The sequence below is a fragment of the Streptomyces sp. YIM S03343 genome, assembly GCF_054729195.1.
This window is the reverse complement of sequence record NZ_JBPUKX010000001.1, coordinates 4,735,452-4,754,233: the sequence shown is the minus strand read 5'-3', so window position 1 is coordinate 4,754,233 and position 18,782 is coordinate 4,735,452. Positions and strand designations below refer to the sequence as shown.

The following is an 18,782-nucleotide window of genomic DNA, read 5'->3' as shown; positions in this document are numbered from 1 at the left end:
CCCCGCCGCCGGACCGGTCGGGCTGTCAGCTGGACTGCCCCGGAGTCTGCTTCATCTCGTCCACCACCGCGCGGTTCGTGATGGCCCTCGTGGAGATCACCGTGCCACGGGTGATCACGCCGTTGTTGCCGCGGGCCTGGACGCTGCGTTCGCCGAGGAGGAGTCCGGTCTTGCGGTCGAAGATCCATTCGTCCCGCTCGCCGGTCTCGTCGAGGCGGGCCACCGCCACCCCGTGCCGGCCGATCGCGTCCACCGCGTCCGCCACCACGACCACCCCGGGGATCTTCTTCGCGGCCTTGAACAGCGCGGCGCTGAGCTCCGCGGGCGGATAGCTCTCGGTCAGCATGTCGCCGATGGTGGTGAACGCCTGCTGGTCAGGGGTGTTGCCCTGGCCCTTGGTCTCCTTGTAGATCTTCGCCAGGAGCTTGTCGGGGTCGGTGGTCAGCTTCGAGAGGTAGTTGTACGACGGTCCGCCGAGCCCGTCCTTCGGGGTGTTGCCGTTCTCGTCGGGGCCGCTCAGGGTCATGCCCTTGGGGTCGTCGGTGGCGAACGGGTCGATCAGCCAGCCCTTCGTGCCGTCCGGGGACTTCCACACCTGACGGCGGGACAACGCGTGACTCGCCAGAGTCGTCTTCCCGTGGTCCATCAGCGTGTAGCTTTCGGCGTACTTGGACTCGATGTAGACGAACTGGTCCGGCCGCACCGACCGGGGGGTCGTGTTCTTCGCCGCCGCCAGCGAGAGCCGGTCGAGCAGTTCGGGCACGCCCTTCTCGGTCGCCGTGCCGATCTGCGTCGTCAGGACCGGGCCGGTGGCGACTCCGCCGGAAGAGCGACCCGCGTCCCTCACTCCCTCGGATCCGGCCATCACGGTTCCGGCCACGACCGCCCCCGCCACGGCCGCCGCCATCGCCGGCAGCATGATCGCCGGGCGTGGGAGGCGGAAACGGCGGCTCTCCCGCTTCGACTGCGCGTGCGTCACCGTCGCGGCAGCCGCCGTGTTGGCCGCCGTCGTGTTGGCCGCCGTCGTGTTGGCCGCCGTCGTGTCGTTCTGCCGCATCTCGTGGATCTGGGTCATCAGACGCTCCCTGTGGAACTGGTGACGGCCCGCCGGCAGATCGCGCTCAGTCCAGGACAGGTGCAGCTCCGCACCGTCGTCCGCACCGGCCTGGTGCCGCCGGGACTTGTCCGCGTTCATGGCGTTCATCGCCTTCCTTCCTGTACGGGCCGAATCACGTTGGTGTGTTCACCTCTTGTCTGTCGGGGAGCGAGGCCGACTTCCCGGATTCCGCGGTTTTTTTTCCGCGCCTCCTTCGGCTCGGCCGCCCGTTCGGTCAGCGCACGCAGTTTCTTGCGGGCCCTGGAGAGGCGGGAGGCGACCGTGCCGACCGGGATGCCGAGTGCCTGTGCCGCCGCCTCGTAGTCCAGGCCCTCGCCCAGGCAGAGCGTGATCACCTCACGCTCCGGTCTGCGCAGCGCGGCCAGCGCGGTGAGGACGGCGGCGAGGCGGCTGCGGTCGTCGACACGGCCCGCCACCTCGTCGGCGTGGTCCGGCACCGACAGCTCCGCCGCCGCGGCCGCGGTGGCCGCCGCTCGGTAACGGCGGTTGCTGCGGTACTGGTTGCGTGCCGTGTTGGTCGCGATGCCCAGCAGCCACGGACGCAGCGAGCCGCCCTCGGCGTCGACTTTGTCGCGCAGCCGCCATGCCTCCATGAAGGTCGTGGCCATCACGTCCTCGGCGGCCGACCAGTCGGCGGTCAGCCGGTAGGCGTGGTTGTAGACGGCGCGGGCATAGCTGTCGAAGAGTTCGGCGAACGCGCTCGGTTCCCCGGCCCGTACCCGGGTTCGGATATGAGTGCTCACAGTGCTCACATCAATGAGCTGTCCGGGGACTGTGAACTACTTCCCGTGACCTGCGTCACATGCGCCACGTGCGTTCTGTGGTTCACGTGGATCGCGTGGGGGTGGCAGCCGTGGCGCGGACCGTCGCGCTCGCCGTGCCCGCGCGGGGCGTGGCGGTGCGGGGTGCGGTGGTGCCTGGTGCGGCGGTGCTCGGCGCGGCGCCCACGGTGGCCCTGGTGCCGTCCGGGGTGCGGGTACGTTCGCCGGGGCTGGCGGTGGTGCTCGGGCGCGGGGTCGGGGTCGGGGTCGCAGGGTCCGGGGACTGCGACCGGTCCGGGTGTGCGGTGGGGTCGGGGGCGGCCGTCGCGGGCGGGGTGGACGGTCCGGCGGGCGGCGCCATCGGGATCGTCGGGCGGACGGGGGCGGAGGCGGAGGTCGGAAGCAGCGGAAGGGCCAGTACGGCCGCTGCCGCGCAGGTCAGGGCCGCGCCCACCGCCGTACGGCGCAGCTTGCGGCGGGACGCCTGGCGGCGGACGGCCTCGTAGTGGCCGGGCGGCGGGGCCAGGAGTTCGGCGGGGGGCCGGAGGATCACCGCCAGGGGGTCGTCGGGCGCGAACTCCGGGTCGTCGTCAAAGCGAGTGGTCAAGGCTTCTCCTCAGATGGACGCGGAGCAGTTCGCGGGCCGCGTGGAGGTCGGCCTTGACGGTTCCTTCCTTGCGCCCGGTCAGCACGGACACCTCCCGGATCGGCATGTCAGCGTAGTAGTGGAGAAGGATGGGGACGCGCAGTCGTTCCGGGAGGGACTGGACCAAGAGGCGTACCGAGGGGTCCTGCTGTTCCTCGGGGCCGCGCACCGCCGCCTCCGCCGTGACACGGCGCAACGCCCGCCGCTCGCGCTCCAGTTTGCGCCAGTGGTCCCGGACCAGATTGGCCGCGGTGACATAGAGGAAGCCGCGCGGCTCCTCGACCGACGTCCAGCGGGCCCAGAGCCGGGTGAACGCCTCCGACGCGATCTCGTGAGCCGTGCCGTCGTCGTCGACCAGACGGCGGCACCAGCCGGCGAGGCGCGGGTAGAGGGCGGCGAACAGCTCGGACGCCTCCTTGTCCCGGGACCGCTTTTTCAACGCTCTCCATGAGGGTGGGGTGGTGGGGTGATGGTGGGGCGGTGGTCGGTGGGTCGGTGGGTCGCTGGGGTGGTCGGGTCGTACGGGAGGATGCCGGGCCTTCCGGGTACGTTCCCGTCGGCCCGGCATCCGCCGTGCGGGCGGCGGGGTGTCAGCTGACCGCCGGTGGTCAGCCGGTGGTCAACCGGTGGTCAACCGGTGGTCAGGGCGGCGAAGACGATCACGTTGTCCAGATAGCCCGTCCCGCTGCGCGGGCCGCCGCAGGTGATCAGCCGCAGCTCCGGGCGGTCCACATCGCCGTAGACCTCGTCGGACGGGAACGCCGACTTGGCGACCGTCCGCACGCGCGTCACGCCGAACCGCGCCTCGGTGCCGTTCGCCAGGCGGGCGGTGATCCGGTCGCCCCGGCGCAGCTCCGCGAGTCTGCGGAAGACGCCGTCGCCGTAGGAGCCGACCGTGACATGCCCGAGGATCACCGACGGGCCCAGCTGGCCGGGGGTCGGGGAGTGGCCGTACCAGCCCGCCCGGTCGTTTGCGGTGACCGGTGGCACCTGCACGGTGCCGTCGGACGCCAGGCCCAGCCGTATTACCGGTGTGTCGACCCCGATGGCCGGGATCCGCAGCCGCACCGGGACCGAACGGGCCAGCGCGTGGACCGGCTTACCGGTGCCGGACGACGTGTCCGAGGTGCCGTCGGCGGTGCTGCTCACGGTGCTGTTCGGAGTGCCGTGTCCTGTGTCGGCTGCCCCGCCCCCGCCCCCGCCGCACGCCGTCAGCAGCGCCGCCAGCGCCGCCGTGGTGAACGCGCGCCGGGAGAGTGCGGTCATGCTCCGGTGGCCCGGCGGCGGCGTACGACGAAGAACACGCCGCCCCCGGCGACCAGCGCCGCCGCGGCACCCCCGCCGATCAGACCGGTCGTGCCGGACTGCCCGCCGGAGCCGACGGTGACGCCGGTGCCGGCGGCACCCCTCGGGACCACCGAGACCTGGCCGCCGTTCGCGTCACGGGTCGGCGCGGGGGTCGCCTCACGGGCGGACGGGACGGCGCTCGGCTCGGCGGACGCCCGGGTGGTCGGGACCGCGCTGGGGTGGGCGGTGCGGGTGGCGGGGACGGGTGACGGGGTGGTGCTGTCGGCGAACGCGGGTGTGGCGCCCGCGAGTACGGCGGTGGCGGTCAGTGCCAGGGCGCTGAAGACGGTTCGGCGCATGGTGTCGCTCTCATTCCGTGGCTCGGTGATGAAATCGAGCGGAGAGACGAGGCAGCGGCGCCCACCGTTGTAAAGAGATGGCAAAGCCGTGAAGGCTTCTCTTCTACGGCTCCTCCGGTACGGCTCCTACGTCTCCCTACGACTCCTCCGGCATCCGCAGCGCTGCCCCCGTCCGGCACAGCGCCCTGATCCGTTCCGCCCGGGCGGGGTGACGGGCGGCCAGTTCCACGGGGTCGCCGCCCTCGTAGTCGGACGGCAGGAAGCCCGGCGCCATGGTCGTGCCGAACAGCGACCAGTGGCCGCCGGGCGCCACCCGGGCCCCCATCCAGGTGCCCGCGGGCACCACGGTCTGGCTCACCTCCGGGCCGCCCAGCAGCACCAGTTCGTCGGTGCCGTCGGGGAAGAGGAGGAGGATTTCCAGGGGGTCGCCGCGGTAGAAGTGCCAGACCTCGTCGGTGGGCAGGCGGTGCAGTGCCGAGAAGTCGTCCTCCGCGGCGGTGAGCAGCATCATGATCGCCGTGCCGGACGGGCGGCCCGAGGCGTCCGGCGGGCCCGCCCAGGTCTGCCGGAACAGCCCGCCCTCCACGGGCAGCGGGCGCAGGCCGAGGCGGGCGGCGAGCCGTGCGGGGCCGGAGGAGTCACCCTGCGGTGCGTGCGGCGGATACGGCGGCTGATGGTCCATGGGATCAGCCTGCCCCCTTCCGTGCCCCCTTTCGCGCACCCTTGCCCGAGGCGTGACCTGCCGCCCCTCACCATCCGGGTGACGTACGACATGCGGCCCGCCCGCGACGCCCCTTGACTGGTCCTGACGTACGGAACCCCGTGCCGCTCGGGGCGACGCGCCCCGTGCTGCTCAGGGCGACGCGCCCCCGTGCCGCTCGGGGCGACGTACGGCCGTAACCCGCAGCCGATCCCCCGGAGGACGAGTCGACATGACACGCTGGACGACCGCTGCCGCGCTCCCGGCGGCCTGCGTGGTGCTGGTGCTCGCGCCGGTGCTGACCGGCTGTTCGAACGACAACAACTCCTCCAGCAGCGCCGCGAGCAAGGCCGCCTCCGCCGCGGAATCCCTGGCGTCACAGGCTGCTTCCGCCGCGGCCTCCCTCGCCTCGGAGGCCGCCACGGCGGTGGCGACGCAGGCCGCCTCGGCGCTGGCGTCGGCCACGGCGGAGGCGGGGCGCAAGCTCGACGAGATCAAGAACGGCACGAACGTCAAGAACGACGTCACCCTCGGCACCCCGGCCACCGCGTCCGACGGCCGTACGACGGTGAAGGTGACCGTCCACAACACCGCGAGCTCGACCAAGTCCTTTGCCGTGCAGGTGAATTTCAAGGACTCCAGCGGCGGACTGGTCGACGTCGTGGTCCTGACCGTCTCCGATGTGGGGGCTGGGAAGTCCGCCGACGCCACGGCGCGCAGCACGCACAACCTCGGGAGCGGGGTGACGGCGGCGGTCGAGCAGGCGGTGCGGTACTGAGGCGTAACTCCCCCTGCGGTTGCGGCCGTTCACAGATTTTACCAAAACTAGAGATTCCGAGCGGCGTTCCCGTTCGTACCTCCCCGTGACCGACCCCCGCCCCTGCGCGGGAAACCCGACCGGGCAGGAGGCACGGTGCGCTTTTCGCGAAACGCGATGGGAAGTCTCTTCGTGGGCGGTGCCCTCGTCGTAACGCTCTTCTCGCTGGTCTATCCGTCGATGCTCGGCGTGACCAAGGTGTCGAGTTCACCGGACCTGGTCATCGCACAGACGCAGTGGGGCCCGCTGACCGAGGGGGACCGGGACTTCGTGGTGAAGGTGCGCTCGGCCGGTCTGTGGGAGTACCCGGTGGGTCAACTCGCCCTGAAGAAGGGGACGTCCAAGGCGGTCGTCACCGCGGGCAAACATCTGATCGACGGGCACGCGGCGCTGGACACCACCTGCCGCAAGATCGCGCCCATGCTGAACATCTCCATCCCCAATCAGCCCAGCGCCCAGCAGCAGGGCTTCGTCAACACGCTGAACGGGGACAGCGGCAAGCAGTTCGACAAGGACTTCGCCAACATCCTGCGCGTCACGCACGGCACGATCTTCAACTCGATCTCGAAGATTCGCTCCACGACCCGCAACACCCTGGTGCGCGCGCTGGCCGACCAGGCCAACGCGACGGTCCTGGACCACATCACGGTCATGGAGCAGACCGGTCTGGTCGACTTCGACCAGGTCATCTTCCAGGAGACGACCCCGCCGAAGCTGCCCGCCTCGGACCTGACCCCGCCGCCCCCGTCCGGCGGTCAGCCCGAGGTGGTCCTCACCCCGCCGGCCGACAGCACCACCCAGCCGCCGGTCCTGCCGGGCCAGAGCGGCAGCGGGAACGGCGGCCAGTAGGCGAGCGGCACTCCTACGGTGGGGTGAGCTTGCGGGAGGGGCTCAGCCGAGCCAGACCGTCGTGTCCGGCCCGAGCCTGCCGCCCTCCAGTTCCAGCGATTCCAGCGGTTCCGGCGGGGCGCTGCTGAGCAGCACCTCGCCGGGCGGCAGCGGGACGGGCCGGTCCGAGAGATTCGTGACGCACCGCCAGCCGTCGCCCCGGGCGAAGTGGAGCACACCGTCCGGGGTGTCGTCGTCGGCCCAGGTCAGCCGCTCGCCGTCGAGCAGCTTGCGGCGCAGCCGCAGGGCGGTGCGGTACAGCTCCAGGGTGGATCCCTCGGTGCCGTCCTGCGCCGCCACGGCGTACGACGCGAACTCCGGCGGCTGCGGTAGCCAGGCGCCGCCCGCCCCGAAGCCGTACGACGGTCCGGTCGTCGTCCACGGCAGGGGCACCCGGCAGCCGTCCCGGCCCTTGCGGACCCGGCCGGTCTGCTCCCAGATCGGGTCCTGGAGGACCGCCGTGGGCAGGTCGGCGACCTCGGGCAGGCCGAGTTCCTCGCCCTGGTAGACGTACGACGAGCCGGGCAGCGCGAGCATCAGCAGGGTCGCGGCGCGGGCCCTGCGCAGTCCGTCGGCGAGGTCGGCCCGCGGTGTCCGGCCGTCCGACAGCAGCCAGGCGTTCTCGTCCGTGCCGGGCGGCAGCACGAGGCGCGAGGTGTGCCGTACGACGTCGTGGTTGGACAGCACCCAGGTGGCGGAGGCGCCCGCGGTGCGCGCCGCCGCCAGGGACTCGGTGATGACCTGGCGCAGCTCGTCCGCGTCCCAAGGGGTCTGCAGATACTCGAAGTTGAAGGCCTGGCCGAGTTCGTCGGGCCGGGCGTACAGGGCGCGCCGGTCGTGCGGGACCCAGGCCTCGGCGACCGCGGTGCGGGGCGGGCTGTAGCTGTCGAGGACGCGGCGCCAGTCGCGGTAGATCTCGTGGACCTCGTCACGGTCGTAGTAGGGGTGGCTGCCCGGCGGGACGCGGTGCAGGGCCAGTTCACCGACCGCTTCGAGATCGCCCACGTCGCGCAGCGGCTCGGACAGGTCCTTGGCGAGGGCGTGGGCGACGTCGACGCGGAAGCCGTCCACGCCCCGGTCGGCCCAGAAGCGCAGGGTGGTGCGGAAGTCGGCGCGGACCTCCTCGTGGTCCCAGTCGAGGTCGGGCTGCTCGGTGGCGAAGAGATGCAGATACCACTCGCCGTCCGGCACCCGGGTCCAGGCGCTGCCGCCGAACACCGACTGCCAGTCGGTGGGCGGGAGTTCGCCGTGCGTACCGCGTCCCGCGCGGAAGACGTAGCGGGCGCGGGCCGGGGAGCCGGGGCCCGCGCGCAGGGCCTCCTGGAACCAGGCGTGCCGGTGGGAGGTGTGGTTGGGGACGATGTCGACGACGACCTTCAGACCGAGCCGGTGCGCCTCGGCGGTCATCGCGTCGAAGTCGTCGAGGGTGCCGAGGCGCGGGTCGACATCACGGTGGTCGGCGATGTCGTAGCCGCCGTCGGCGAGTTCGGAGGGGTAGAAGGGGCTCAGCCACACGGCGTCGACGCCCAGCCCGGCGAGGTGGGTCAGGCGCTGGGTGATGCCCCGCAGATCGCCGAGCCCGTCACCGTCGGCATCGGCGAAACTGCGCGGGTACACCTGGTAGACGACGGCCTGGCGCCACCAGTCCGGGTCGCGGGAGGAGAGGTCGGGCACGCGGGCTCCCTTGTTCATGGGCGGGATGACGACGTTCATGGGCGGGATGGCGACGTTCATGGGCTGGATGGCGTTCATGGGCGGGACGACTCGGATTCTCTGCCCTGCAGCGTGACCCGGTACAGCCGTACGGGGCACCGCCTCACCCGGACGGCGTCCAGCGCTGGCGGGGCGGTCGCACCGGTGTTCCGGTGGAGGGGATCTGCGAGCGCACACCCCCGAAAGGCACCCCGTATGAGCCGTATGAGCCGTCGCCGCCTTCCCGAGGCGCGCGCGGTCGTCGAAGCCGCCGTCAACGCGAAGGCCGCCCCGGTCGTCGCTCAGCTCCTCGTGCTGGCGGGGCTGCTCACCGCGGCCGCCTGCTCGGGTGTGGGGTTGGGAAGCGTGACGGCCCAGGACCCGAGGGACACGGAGCTGCCGCCGACCGCCGCGCCCGCCGGTACCACGACACTGACCGCGGCGCAGGCGAGCGCCGCGACGATCACGGATGCCGACCTGGGTGCCCCCTGGACCCCCACCCAGGGCGCGGCGACCTGGCGGGACGGCCTGCTCAAGGCCACGGTGAGCGGCGCCTCCCCCGACTGCCAGCGCCTGCTGGACGCGCTCTACGCCGACGAGATCCTCGGTGCACCGTCGTCACCGCAGGCGGTCGTCGCACTGGACGACCCGGGCGGCCAGGCCCAGTTGCGGTACCAGGTGTCCGCGCACCGTGCGGCCGACGTGGACCGCACACTCGGCTGGCTGCGGACGCTGCCGCAGACGTGCGGTCGGTTCAGCGCCGCCACGACCCGGGCGGGGGTGCAGGACGTGCAGGTCGCCGAGGAGCAGCTGCCGCAGGTGGGCGATGCGCGACAGGGGCTGCGGGTGACGCTGACGGCGGTGGGCGGGGAGGCGGGGCCGGGTGGGGCCGCAGGGCCGAGCGGCGAGGACGACGGGAGCGGGAGCACCGGGACCGGTGTGCTGACGCTGGACATCGCGGCCGTCCGGGTCGGCGACGACGCGATCACCGTCACCACCGGCGGCACGGGCGCAGTGTCCCCCACCGCCACCCAACTGGCCCTCCAGCTCGGCACGCAGCGCCTGACGGAGGTACGGCGGCAGCACTCGGCGTGAACCAAGGACCTGGATACCTGACACTGGCGGCGGACCTCACAGCGAAGGCTGCGCCGGTGCGGGTCCCAGGGTCGTGGTCCCCGGCGCGGTGCGGTAACCGAGGCCGGTGCGGTAGGCGTCCAGGGCCGCCTCCACGCGCCCGGTACGCCGTAGCAGATCACCGAGCAGCCGGCACAGGTCGGCGAGGTCGCCCGCGGCACCCGCCCGTTCCAGCAGGCTCAGCGCGCGGACGTAGTGCTCCTCGGCCTTCTCGGTGTCGCGGGCGTCGTCGGCGATGATGCCGAGGAGGCGGTGCGCGGCGGCGGAGTGCACGGCGCCGCGCTCGGAGGAGAGGTCGCCGAGCACCCCGTGCAGCAGCCGGGCGGCCTCCTCGGACTTGCCGCGCCGGTGCAGCACATCGGCGAGCTCGACGGCGACCTGACTGCTGTAGAGGGCGGCCCGCTTGGCGTTCAGCATGGTGAGCGCCTCGCGCAACTCGGCCTCTGCGCGCTCCAGTTCGCCGTTCTGGACACAGACGTAGCCGCGCATCCAGTGGCACATGGCGAGTTCGGTGCGGATCTGGAGCTGGCGGTACAGCTCGGCCGCCTTGGCGAGAGAGGCGTCGGCCTCGGCGACCCGGCCCTCGGCGATCAGGGTGCGGGCCACGGAGCGGTGCATACGGGCGACGAGGGCGGGGTCGCCGACCTGTGGGGCGAGGGCGAGGGCGAGTTCGGCGGCCTGGGCGGCGCGGGCGTGGGCGCCCATGTCCATGTAGGGGCCGATGATGCTGCCGTAGAGAAGGAGCAGCGCGTCGGGGTCCTGGAGCCCGCCGCGGTTGAGTTCGTCGAGGGTGGACTCCAGGAGGTAGACGGCGTAGCGGAGTTCACCGGCGAGATAGTGGGACACGGCACGGCCGCGCAGCGCGGGGACGCGGACCGGCAGCGGCTGGTCGGCCAGACAGGCCTCGGCACGCTCGAAGTAGAGCCGCCCGACCATCAACTCACCGGTCTCCAGGGCGCATTCGCCGAGCCCGAGCAGTGCGGTGGCCCGTTCACAGCCGAGTTCGTGTTGCTCGGCCTCGGCGAGCAGGGCGCCGTACTGCTCGGCCGCCTCCTCCGCCCCACCGGTGGCCAGGGTGCGCTGCGCCTCGGTCAGCCGCAGCCGCAGATCAGCGGCGAGCCGGGCCGGACGGCCGGTCGCCAACTCGTCGAAGGCGACACCGAGACGGTCCGCGAGATGCCGCAGCGCCTCGTCGGAGGGGCGCACCCGGCCGGCCTCCAGCGTGGAAATGTACGCGGGCGTGTACGTCGGCTCCGCCAACTGCTTCTGCGTCAGCCCGCGTTCGGTGCGCAACTGCTGCACCCGGCGACCTATCGTGCCCGGGTCGTCTCTCTCCGCCATCGCCCAACTCCCCGCGTGACCCCTTGCTGTCAGGCTGCGACAGCCTCTAGGTTAAACGTCACATTAAACATGCTTAACACGCCGCTGTTGTTGCGAGGTTGCCGTGGACGGACGCACATCCGCGCGTTACGAACGCCCCAGCGCACTCCCTCACCTCCGACTGCGCCCCAGCAGACGGACATCCGCCGTCAGAGGCGTGGCGGCTGCGGTGGTCGCGGTTGCCGCTCTGATCACCGCAGCGAATGCCGTCCCGGCGCATGCCGTCCCGGCGCATGCCGTCCCGGCGCATACGAGCCAACCCCATGTCCAGCGGGCGGAGTACTCCAAGGGGAGCTGAGCCCTCCGCTGGACATGCCGCGATATGCCGTCTGTTGTCTGTGGCAACGTCGTGGCTGGTCGCGCAGTTCCCCGCGCCCCTTCAGGGCGCTGCCTGCCGACCTCGCGCATCACCTCTCAACGGGCCCGACACGTACGGCGCGAGGTTGCGGGGCCGGGGAGAAGCAGCAGGTGGCGGGAGCCGCGTCAGTCGCCTGCGGCCTCAGCCGGCCCGGAGCAGGAGCCGAGCCGCCTCACGGGCCTCACGGGCGGGTTCGGTGCTCTCCGCTATGCCCGCTGTGACCATGGCGCCCTCGGCCAGCAGGTACAGCTGCCCGGTCAGCGCGGCGGGCCGCCCCGCTTCGGCCACCAGCCCGGCGAGGTACTCCCGGAACGCATGCTTGTGCGCCCGGACCTGGGCCGCCACGCGCGCGGAGGTGGCGCCGAGTTCGCCGTAGGAGTTGATCCACGCACAGCCGCGGAAGTCCTCCTCGCCGAACCAGCGCTCCAGCCAGTCGAACACGGCCAGGATCCGCCGCCCGGGGTCTCCATCTCCATGACGGTCCACGAACGCTGCGAGCCGCTCCCGCCAGCGCACATCTCGTCGCTCCAGATAGGCCTCCACCAGCAGCTCCTTCGACGGGAACAGCTGATAGAGCCGCTTGAGCGAGACCCCGGACGTGCTGCGGACGTCGTCCATCCCCACGGACTGGATACCCCGCCCGTAGAAGAGCTTCTCCGCGGCGTCCAGCGCCTGTTCCCGGGCGACGGTGCTGTCCATGGGCGACACCTTCCTTGACGAGAGAACGATAGTTCTCTACGTTAGCAGCCAAGGAGAGAACGTCCGTTCTCAACCGTTGACAGACAGCCCGGGAGGACCCCATGACCGACCGCCCGCCCCTGCCGCCGTTCACCCGCGAGAGTGCCCTCCGGAAAGTGCAGGCCGCCGAGGACGCCTGGAACACCCGCGACCCCCACAAGGTGGCGCTCGCCTACTCGGAGGACTCCGTCTGGCGCAACCGCGACACCTTCGTCACCGGCCGGGCCGCGATCGTCGGCCTCCTCACCGCCAAGTGGCAGCGTGAGCAGGAGTACGCGCTGCGCAAGGACCTGTGGGCCTTCGACGGCAACCGCATCGCGGTGCGGTTCCAGTACGAGTCCCACGATGCCGACGGCCGCTGGTGGCGGTCGTACGGCAACGAGTTGTGGGAGTTCGACGAGCACGGCCTGATGACCCGGCGCGAGGCCGGCATCAACGACGTGCCGATCGAGGAGCAGGAGCGGCGCATCTTCGGACCGCGCCCCGAGGCCGAACGCGGGCGCTCCTTCCCGCTACGGTGAGGACGGACAGGGACTCGGCGAGCGGGGTGTTCAGGGCTCGGTCCTCCGGACGCGATCAAGTGGAGACCGGTGCGCGACCGTATGCTCGCCGCGATCCGGCGTATCGCCTCGGGCGAGTGCCTGGCCGCGGGCTGCCCGCGCGAGCCGGAGGTGACCGTCGGCGCCTCGTTCCCGCCCACCGTCAACGACGCCGACACCGACCGCAGGGTCGCCGCCGTGCACGAGGAGGTCCTCGGCACGGGCACCGTCTTCGACCCGGGCCCGGCCATGGCCGGCGAGGACTTCGCGCACCTCGCGGAGGGCGGGATCCCGTACGCGTACTGGTTCGTGACCGGCACCCCCGCCGCCGTATGGGACGCGGCGCCCGGCACCGATCTGCTGGAGAAGCTCCAGGCCGTCCCCAGCAACCACAGCCCGCACTTCGCCCCCGACCCGTCGACCCTCGCCCCCGGCATACGCACCCTGGTGTCCGGAGCCCTGGCTTGTCTGACGGTCTGGCGGTCTGACGGTCTGGCGGTCTGGCGGTCTGGCGGTCTGGCGGTCTGACGTTCCGACGAGAGACGTCAGATCTCCATGGCTTCCATGGTCCGCTGAGATGTCTACGGATGGGCGGCCTGGAGCAGATCGAGCTGCCGCCGTACGTCCTCCAGGGCGCCCTCCCGCCGCCCCGGCACCCGCCCGCGCAACTCCGCAAGCATCGCGCCCAGTTCACGGGCCCGGCCGGGTTCCTGGACCCGGCCCCACTGGTGGTGCGCCCGGTCCACGGCCGCCTCGACGGCGGGCGCGTCGGCCGCCTGCCCGGCCGCCAGCCGGACCGCCGCGATCCCCAGCCAGGTACGGCAGCTGCGCGCCGCGTCCCCCGCGAGCATCGCCAGGTCCGCCCGCACCTCCGACCAGTGCAGCGCCTCCTCGGAGGCAGGCCCGTGCTCCCGTACGGCGGCCTCCTCCCAGCGCGCGGCCAGCGCGTCGGCGTCGGCGTGCCGTCCCGCCTGCACGGCGGCGGTGAGCTCGGCGTGCGGATCACCGGCGGGCGGCTCGGGCGCCCGCTCGCACAGCACGATGTCAGGGAGGCCACGGAGGCCACGGGGGTCTCGGCGCGCACCGCCCGGCTCCCCGTCCGTCAGCCGGGCCAGCGCCGCCGCGTGCAACTGCCCGGCGGGCGGCCGGTGTCCGCTGCGCAGCAGCGTCGCGACGGCCTTCATGTACGCCGGGTGCGCCACCGTGCGGCGGGGCGGCGGCGGCGCGACCCGGCCGTAGACGGCGGTGTGGGCACCGGAGTCCAGCGGCCGGGTACGCAGCAGCTCCCAGGTCTCCGCGTCGGCGTGCAGATCGGCGAACAGGGTCGTCGAACCCGGTGCGCGCAGCCTCAGTTCCTCCCGGAACCAGTGCCAGGGGAAGGCGGTGTAGCGGGCGGTCGCCGGAGTGGTGCGGGCCAGCGCCAGATGGGGCAGGCGCTGACGGCGGTCCAGCTGGAGCTGGCCGGTGACGAAGACGGTGAGCGGATCGGGGGAGGTGGCCGCGGCACGCAGCCGGGTGAGGACGGCCTGCGGCTCCAGGGGGTCGGCGAGTTCGACGACGTTGGCGGTGTCCGTGCCGGACAGAACGGCGGGGGCGACGGCCGCGAGGACGGGGAGCACGGAGGCCGCGTCCACCAGGCAGCCCCGGCCCTGCGGCGAGGCCGCGAGCAGCAGCACGGTTCCGGGCATACGGCCCCTCCCAGTCGGACTCGTCCTGCCGTCGATCACCCACGGCAAAGCGTCGATCACCTACGGCACAGCACGGTAACCGCTGCGCGGGCAAACGAAGATGCGGGACCCGCAAAGCTACTCCTCCGGGCATGTCGCCGACGGCGCCCGCGCCCGCCCCTGCCCGGCCCCCGCCCGCTCCGTACCGGGCTTCGTACCAGCCTTCGTCCAGCGACTTGCCAGGGCCGCCGCCCAGGTGTGCTCTGGAAGGCGGAGGGCGGAGGTGTCGAGGGAAGGAGTGCTCCCATGACTCACGCGCTGCCCACGCCCGGCCAGGCGGCCGTCGAGGCCGGTACCGCCGGTACGCCCGACCTCTTCAGCGAGCGCACCCATGCCACCGCGAGGTGGGCGGTCCCGGTCCTGCTCGGTCTCGTCTACGGCTACTGGGCCGCGGCCAACCGGCGCGACGGCGGCGCCATCACCGGCTGGAACGTCCTGTTCGGCCTGGTGACCGCGATCGTGTTCGCGGTGGTGATGGCCGCCCTGCTGAGGGTGAGCCCGCGGCTGAAGCGCGAGGTGCACGCCGTCATGTGGTTCGCCTTCACGGGCGCAGCGTTCGGCTTCGTGTACAGCGAGACCGGCGCCTCGATCCTGCGCTCCTCGCTCATGGGCCTGGCGGTCGGCGTGGTCGCCGGGGCGACGCTCTTCTACTGGTACTACACGCACGAGGACGCGGAGGGCCACCATCTCCCGTGACGGCTGACGTATGAACGTGGACCCCGGCGGCGTTGCCGGGGTCCACGTTCATGTCCACGCCTCATTTCCACCCGCGTGGCCCCACACCAGGCCCTACCGCTCGCGCACCGCGCCCGCCGGCCGTTGTCTGAAGAGGTGTCCCCGTCGCCACGGATCCGGAGCGCCATGTCAGCCGCACTCATCGCGCTGGCCTGCCTCCTCGTGCCGTTCGGCGCGCTGGCGGCCTGGGCGGTGTACGGCATCGCCGACGGCGACCGCTATGTCACCGTGATGGCGCCGCTCGCCACCGACCCGGCCGTGCGCAACGCGGTCGCGGACACGGTCAGTGCGGGCATCATGCGCGAGGTGCACCTCGGCGGTCCCGCCGCCCGGCAGACGGTGGCGCCGTTCGTACACGACGCCGTGCGTTCGTTCACCCGTACGGATACCTTCCGCACCGCGTGGAACGCGGGCAACCGGGTCACGTACGACGCCGTGTGGCACGCCCTGCACGACGACCGGGAGACCACCGTGACCGTCGACCTTGCCCCGGTCACCGCGGAGGTCAGGGAGCAACTGGCTCACGACCATGTGCCGCTCGCCGAGTACATCCCGGTCGAGCACACCGCGGTCGCCGTCCTGCCCGCACGGGACCTGGACGGTTTCAGGAAAGGGTTCCACGTGCTCGAATTCGCCGGCTTCTGGCTCCCCGTCACGGCCGTCACGCTCGCCGCGGCCGGTATCACCGTCGCCGTACGGCGCCGCCGCGCGGTGATCGCGACCGCGCTGGGCACGGCGCTGGGCGGCGCCCTGCTCGCCCTCGCGCTGGCGATCGGCCGCCACTTCACCCTGGCCGGGCTGCCGCAGGAGGTCTCGCACCCGGCGGTCGCCGCGATCTACGACACCCTGACCGGCACCCTGAACACCTGCGCCTGGCTGCTCCTTGCCCTGGGAACGACGGTGGCGGCGGCGGCCAGGGTGACGCAGCACCCGCGACTGGCACGGCTGACACGGCTGACACGGCTGCTACGGCGCCGACGGGCAGCCGAGCACGAGCGGGAACTCGTACCCTCGGCGGAGTGACGCACCACACGCACACGACCGACCCCGAGGACCCCGGAGACCCAGAGGACACGGCCTGGGAGGCGGCCGCACGGAGGGGACGCCGCCCGGGTGCCTGGCTGGCCGGGCTACTGCTGCTCCTGGTCAGCGTCGTGGTGGGCTGCCGAACCGCCGACACGGACGGCGTGACACCAGTCCCGCAGCTACTGGCGTTCCTGCCGTGGCTACTGGCCCCGACGGGACTGGCCCTGCTGCTGTCGCTGATGGCTCGGTGGTGGGTGGGTGTGGTGTGGGGGGTGGCGGTGGCGGGACTGCTGGCGTGGTTCATCGAGCCGTACGCCAAGAGCGACGAGCCGACGGGCCCGCCGGTGGCGGAGCTCCGGGTCCTCACCTCGAACGTCGAATTCGGCCGGGGCACGCCCGCGCTGCTCCCATTGATCAAGAAGGAGCGCCCGGACCTGATATTCATACAGGAGTGCGAACAAACCTGCCGCGCCAGGCTGAACAAGCACCTCACCACCACCTACCCCTACCACCGCTCGGTGGAGGCGGGCGGCTCGGCGGGCTCGGTCATCCTGAGCCGCTATCCGCTGACCCCGGCACCGGGCGTACGCGGCACGATGGGCATGCCGGGGGCGACGACGAAAGTGAGCGGCCGCACCATACGACTGCAACTGGCGCACCCGATGCCTCCGCTGCCCCGCCAGATCCCCCTGTGGAATCGCGAACTCTCCCGCCTGCGCCACTACGCGGCGGCCTCGCCCGGGACGCCCACCGTCCTGGCCGGTGACTTCAACGCCACCCAGGACCACGCGGCCTTCCGCCGCATCCTGGACGCCGGTCTGCGCGACGCGGCCCGCCTTGCCGGGGCGGATCGCACCCCGAGCTGGCCGTCCCGTACGGCGCCGACGTTCGGGGCGCAGATCGACCACGTGCTGCTCTCGAAGGACTTCGGCGCGAACGAGGCACGCTTCCTGAGGGTGTCCGGATCGGACCATCGGGCGCTGCTGGTGGACGTGACGCTGCACGAGAACGGGTGACCGAAAGACGGCTGACCCACCAGAGTAGGCAGCACCCCTCGCCCGTCCCCAAGATCCCTACCGAAGGCGGTTAACCTTACGTGTCCGTCCTGGCCAGGGATTGACGGGCTACAACTCATGCGAAGGGTTGCGACATGGGCATTCTCACTCTCCTGCGGAAGAAATTCGGCCGCCCACGCAAGGAGCGTGCGGCTGAAACCGTGCAGGAGCAGACCGCTTCGCAGCCCCAGGACCACCCGGCAACCCCGGAACCCCACATCCCCGACCCCCGCCCCGAGACCGAACCGGAACACGATCTCGTCTCCGCGGCTTTCAACAACGTAACAATCCCCGAGCCGACCCCAACGGCAGAGGCAACCCCGACCCCGGCCGCCGAGCCCACCCCGGAACCGGAACCAACGGCAGAAGAGCCCCCGGCCCCGGAGCCCACTCCCGAGCCGGAGCCCGAGGCCGATCCCACTCCCGAACCGGAACCGGCAGTCGCAGAGGACCCGACCCCCGAACCGCAACCGGCCACCGAGCCTGAGCTTGTGGCCGAGTCTGAGCCCGCGGCCGATCCGGAGCCTGCGGCCGAGCCGGAGCCGACGGCGGAGGCAGCCCCGGAGCCCACTCCCGAGCCGGAACCCGAGCCGGAACCGGAGCCGGAGCCCGCCGCGGAGGTCACACCGGCCCCCGAGCCCGCGCCCGCGACCGAAGCCGCCTTCGAGCCCGAGCCCGCCACCGAGATCACCCCGGAACCGGAGCCCGCAGCCGAGGCCATCCCGGACGCGGAGCCCAAGGCCGAGGCTGAAGCTGCTACGGAGCCCGAGCCCGCAGCTGATGCCACCCCGGAGCCCGAGGCTGAAGCAGTTCCACAGCCCGAACCCGAGGCCGAAGCCACCCCGGAGCCCGAGGCTGAAGCAGTTCCACAGCCCGAACCCGAGGCCGAAGCCACCCCGGAACCGGCACCGGCCGAGACACCCGACGCAGCAGCAGCCGCCGACGGCGAGGACGCCCCGCAGGGGCCACCCGCACCCGACGACGAAACCCGCACGGGTTGTGCGGGTGGGAACACCCCCGCCGAAGGCGAAGCCGAGGCGCCCACCCCCAAGCCGGCCCCCGCCCTGCCCTCCACCCTCGCCACCGCGTACACCGCCGCCGAGGCCACCCTCACCACCCACGACCTCACCACCACCCGAGCGAAGCTCTACCTGGTCCTCGACCGCTCCGCCTCCATGCGCCCGTACTACAAGGACGGCTCCGCCCAGGCCCTGGCCGACCAGACCCTCGCCCTCGCCGCAGCCCTGGCCCCCGAAGCCGATGAAGCCGGCGAAGCCGACGCCGACGTCCACGTCGTCTTCTTCTCCACGGAAGTGGACGGCACCGCCGACCTCACCCTCGCCGATCACGAGAACAAGATCGACGAGGTCCACGCCGGCCTGGGCCGCATGGGCCGTACCAGCTACCACGCCGCCGTAGAGGCCGTACTCGCGCACCACACGAAGCACGCGGACCCGACCGCCCCCGACACCACCGCTCCCGTCCTGGTGATCTTCCAGACGGACGGCGCCCCGGACGCGAAGACCCCGGCGACCCAGTCCCTCACCGAGGCAGCGAAGACGCACCCCCACGTCTTCTTCTCCTTCGTGGCGTTCGGTGAGCACGACAACAAGGCGTTCGACTACCTCCGCAGGCTGAAGACGCCGAACACGTCGTTCTTCCACGCGGGCCCGGCCCCCAAGGAACTCACGGACATGGAGCTCTACGAGGGCGTCCTCGCGAACTGGCGCCCGTAAGGGCACGAAGCCGCAAGGCACAAGGAACCAGGCAAGCACGAGGCAAGCCCGCACCACCCGTACCACCCCTGCCGCCCGCCTCCCACC

General features: G+C 72.1%; 19 protein-coding genes and 1 pseudogene. 9 read left to right on the top strand and 11 right to left on the bottom strand.

Annotation, left to right across the window (positions count from 1 at the left end):
- Positions 1-25: 25 nt before the first annotated feature.
- The 7 genes from ACSYGN_RS20500 to ACSYGN_RS20470 all read right to left on the bottom strand — a co-directional run bounded on the left by ACSYGN_RS20500 (position 26) and on the right by ACSYGN_RS20470 (position 4,852).
- On the bottom strand, positions 26-1,204 hold the full coding sequence (locus tag ACSYGN_RS20500; protein WP_460397695.1) for a CU044_5270 family protein: 1,179 nt from the start codon (positions 1,202-1,204) through the stop codon (positions 26-28).
- Positions 1,201-1,848, bottom strand: coding sequence for an RNA polymerase sigma factor (locus ACSYGN_RS20495; protein ID WP_460403604.1), 648 nt, complete (start codon positions 1,846-1,848; stop codon positions 1,201-1,203). The genes ACSYGN_RS20500 and ACSYGN_RS20495 overlap by 4 nt, the downstream gene beginning before the upstream one ends.
- Before the next feature lie 94 nt (positions 1,849-1,942).
- Positions 1,943-2,485, bottom strand: a complete 543-nt coding sequence (locus tag ACSYGN_RS20490; RefSeq protein ID WP_460397693.1) for a hypothetical protein — start codon at positions 2,483-2,485, stop codon at positions 1,943-1,945.
- The gene (locus ACSYGN_RS20485; RefSeq protein WP_460397691.1) at positions 2,469-2,963 is read right to left on the bottom strand and encodes an RNA polymerase sigma factor; all 495 of its coding nucleotides are present in this window, start codon (positions 2,961-2,963) and stop codon (positions 2,469-2,471) included. Before ACSYGN_RS20485 ends, ACSYGN_RS20490 begins: the two co-directional genes overlap by 17 nt.
- A 191-nt stretch (positions 2,964-3,154) precedes the next feature.
- On the bottom strand, positions 3,155-3,790 hold the full coding sequence (locus ACSYGN_RS20480; protein ID WP_460397689.1) for a class F sortase: 636 nt from the start codon (positions 3,788-3,790) through the stop codon (positions 3,155-3,157).
- Positions 3,787-4,170, bottom strand: coding sequence for a sortase-dependent protein (locus ACSYGN_RS20475; RefSeq protein WP_460397687.1), 384 nt, complete (start codon positions 4,168-4,170; stop codon positions 3,787-3,789). Before ACSYGN_RS20475 ends, ACSYGN_RS20480 begins: the two co-directional genes overlap by 4 nt.
- 136 nt (positions 4,171-4,306) lie before the next feature.
- Positions 4,307-4,852: a cupin domain-containing protein gene (locus ACSYGN_RS20470; protein WP_460397685.1), complete on the bottom strand. Its 546-nt coding sequence runs from the start codon at positions 4,850-4,852 to the stop codon at positions 4,307-4,309.
- A 250-nt stretch (positions 4,853-5,102) separates the two neighbouring features.
- Here ACSYGN_RS20470 and ACSYGN_RS20465 point away from each other — a divergent pair, with 250 nt between their 5' ends.
- Positions 5,103-5,648: a hypothetical protein gene (locus tag ACSYGN_RS20465; protein ID WP_460397683.1), complete on the top strand. Its 546-nt coding sequence runs from the start codon at positions 5,103-5,105 to the stop codon at positions 5,646-5,648.
- A 171-nt stretch (positions 5,649-5,819) separates the two neighbouring features.
- Complete coding sequence (locus ACSYGN_RS20460; protein WP_460403602.1) at positions 5,820-6,536, top strand: DUF4142 domain-containing protein; 717 nt, start codon at positions 5,820-5,822, stop codon at positions 6,534-6,536.
- Between the two features lie 42 nt (positions 6,537-6,578).
- On the opposite strand, the gene ACSYGN_RS20455 is transcribed toward ACSYGN_RS20460, so the two are convergent.
- Positions 6,579-8,267 carry a glycoside hydrolase family 13 protein gene (locus tag ACSYGN_RS20455; RefSeq protein WP_460403600.1) on the bottom strand — a complete coding sequence of 563 codons (1,689 nt, stop codon included), beginning with the start codon at positions 8,265-8,267 and terminating at the stop codon, positions 6,579-6,581.
- Between the two features lie 216 nt (positions 8,268-8,483).
- On the opposite strand from ACSYGN_RS20455, the gene ACSYGN_RS20450 reads away from it, so the two are divergent.
- Positions 8,484-9,362: a hypothetical protein gene (locus tag ACSYGN_RS20450; RefSeq protein ID WP_460397681.1), complete on the top strand. Its 879-nt coding sequence runs from the start codon at positions 8,484-8,486 to the stop codon at positions 9,360-9,362.
- A gap of 36 nt (positions 9,363-9,398) precedes the next feature.
- Here ACSYGN_RS20450 and ACSYGN_RS20445 read toward each other — a convergent pair whose 3' ends face one another.
- On the bottom strand, positions 9,399-10,742 hold the full coding sequence (locus ACSYGN_RS20445) for a helix-turn-helix domain-containing protein (protein WP_460397679.1): 1,344 nt from the start codon (positions 10,740-10,742) through the stop codon (positions 9,399-9,401).
- A gap of 538 nt (positions 10,743-11,280) precedes the next feature.
- Complete coding sequence (locus tag ACSYGN_RS20440) at positions 11,281-11,838, bottom strand: TetR/AcrR family transcriptional regulator (protein ID WP_460397677.1); 558 nt, start codon at positions 11,836-11,838, stop codon at positions 11,281-11,283.
- 101 nt (positions 11,839-11,939) lie between these two features.
- Here ACSYGN_RS20440 and ACSYGN_RS20435 point away from each other — a divergent pair, with 101 nt between their 5' ends.
- Both ACSYGN_RS20435 and ACSYGN_RS20430 read left to right on the top strand, forming a co-directional pair.
- Complete coding sequence (locus ACSYGN_RS20435; protein ID WP_460397675.1) at positions 11,940-12,398, top strand: nuclear transport factor 2 family protein; 459 nt, start codon at positions 11,940-11,942, stop codon at positions 12,396-12,398.
- 69 nt (positions 12,399-12,467) lie between these two features.
- A pseudogene (locus tag ACSYGN_RS20430) lies at positions 12,468-12,944 on the top strand (amidohydrolase); the annotation flags it as partial.
- Positions 12,945-12,997: 53 nt separating this feature from the next.
- Here ACSYGN_RS20430 and ACSYGN_RS20425 read toward each other — a convergent pair.
- A complete protein-coding gene (locus ACSYGN_RS20425; protein WP_460397673.1) occupies positions 12,998-14,104 on the bottom strand; it encodes a hypothetical protein in 1,107 nt (368 codons plus the stop codon).
- Between the two features lie 285 nt (positions 14,105-14,389).
- Between ACSYGN_RS20425 and ACSYGN_RS20420 the strand changes: the two genes are divergently transcribed.
- The 4 genes from ACSYGN_RS20420 to ACSYGN_RS20405 all read left to right on the top strand — a co-directional run bounded on the left by ACSYGN_RS20420 (position 14,390) and on the right by ACSYGN_RS20405 (position 18,695).
- The gene (locus tag ACSYGN_RS20420; protein WP_460397671.1) at positions 14,390-14,839 is read left to right on the top strand and encodes a hypothetical protein; all 450 of its coding nucleotides are present in this window, start codon (positions 14,390-14,392) and stop codon (positions 14,837-14,839) included.
- Between the two features lie 165 nt (positions 14,840-15,004).
- Positions 15,005-15,901 carry a hypothetical protein gene (locus ACSYGN_RS20415; RefSeq protein ID WP_460397669.1) on the top strand — a complete coding sequence of 299 codons (897 nt, stop codon included), beginning with the start codon at positions 15,005-15,007 and terminating at the stop codon, positions 15,899-15,901.
- Entirely contained in the window at positions 15,898-16,920 is a 1,023-nt protein-coding gene (locus ACSYGN_RS20410; protein ID WP_460397667.1) for an endonuclease/exonuclease/phosphatase family protein, read from the top strand. The genes ACSYGN_RS20415 and ACSYGN_RS20410 overlap by 4 nt, the downstream gene beginning before the upstream one ends.
- Positions 16,921-17,054: 134 nt before the next feature.
- Complete coding sequence (locus tag ACSYGN_RS20405; protein WP_460397665.1) at positions 17,055-18,695, top strand: VWA domain-containing protein; 1,641 nt, start codon at positions 17,055-17,057, stop codon at positions 18,693-18,695.
- Positions 18,696-18,782 lie beyond the last annotated feature (87 nt).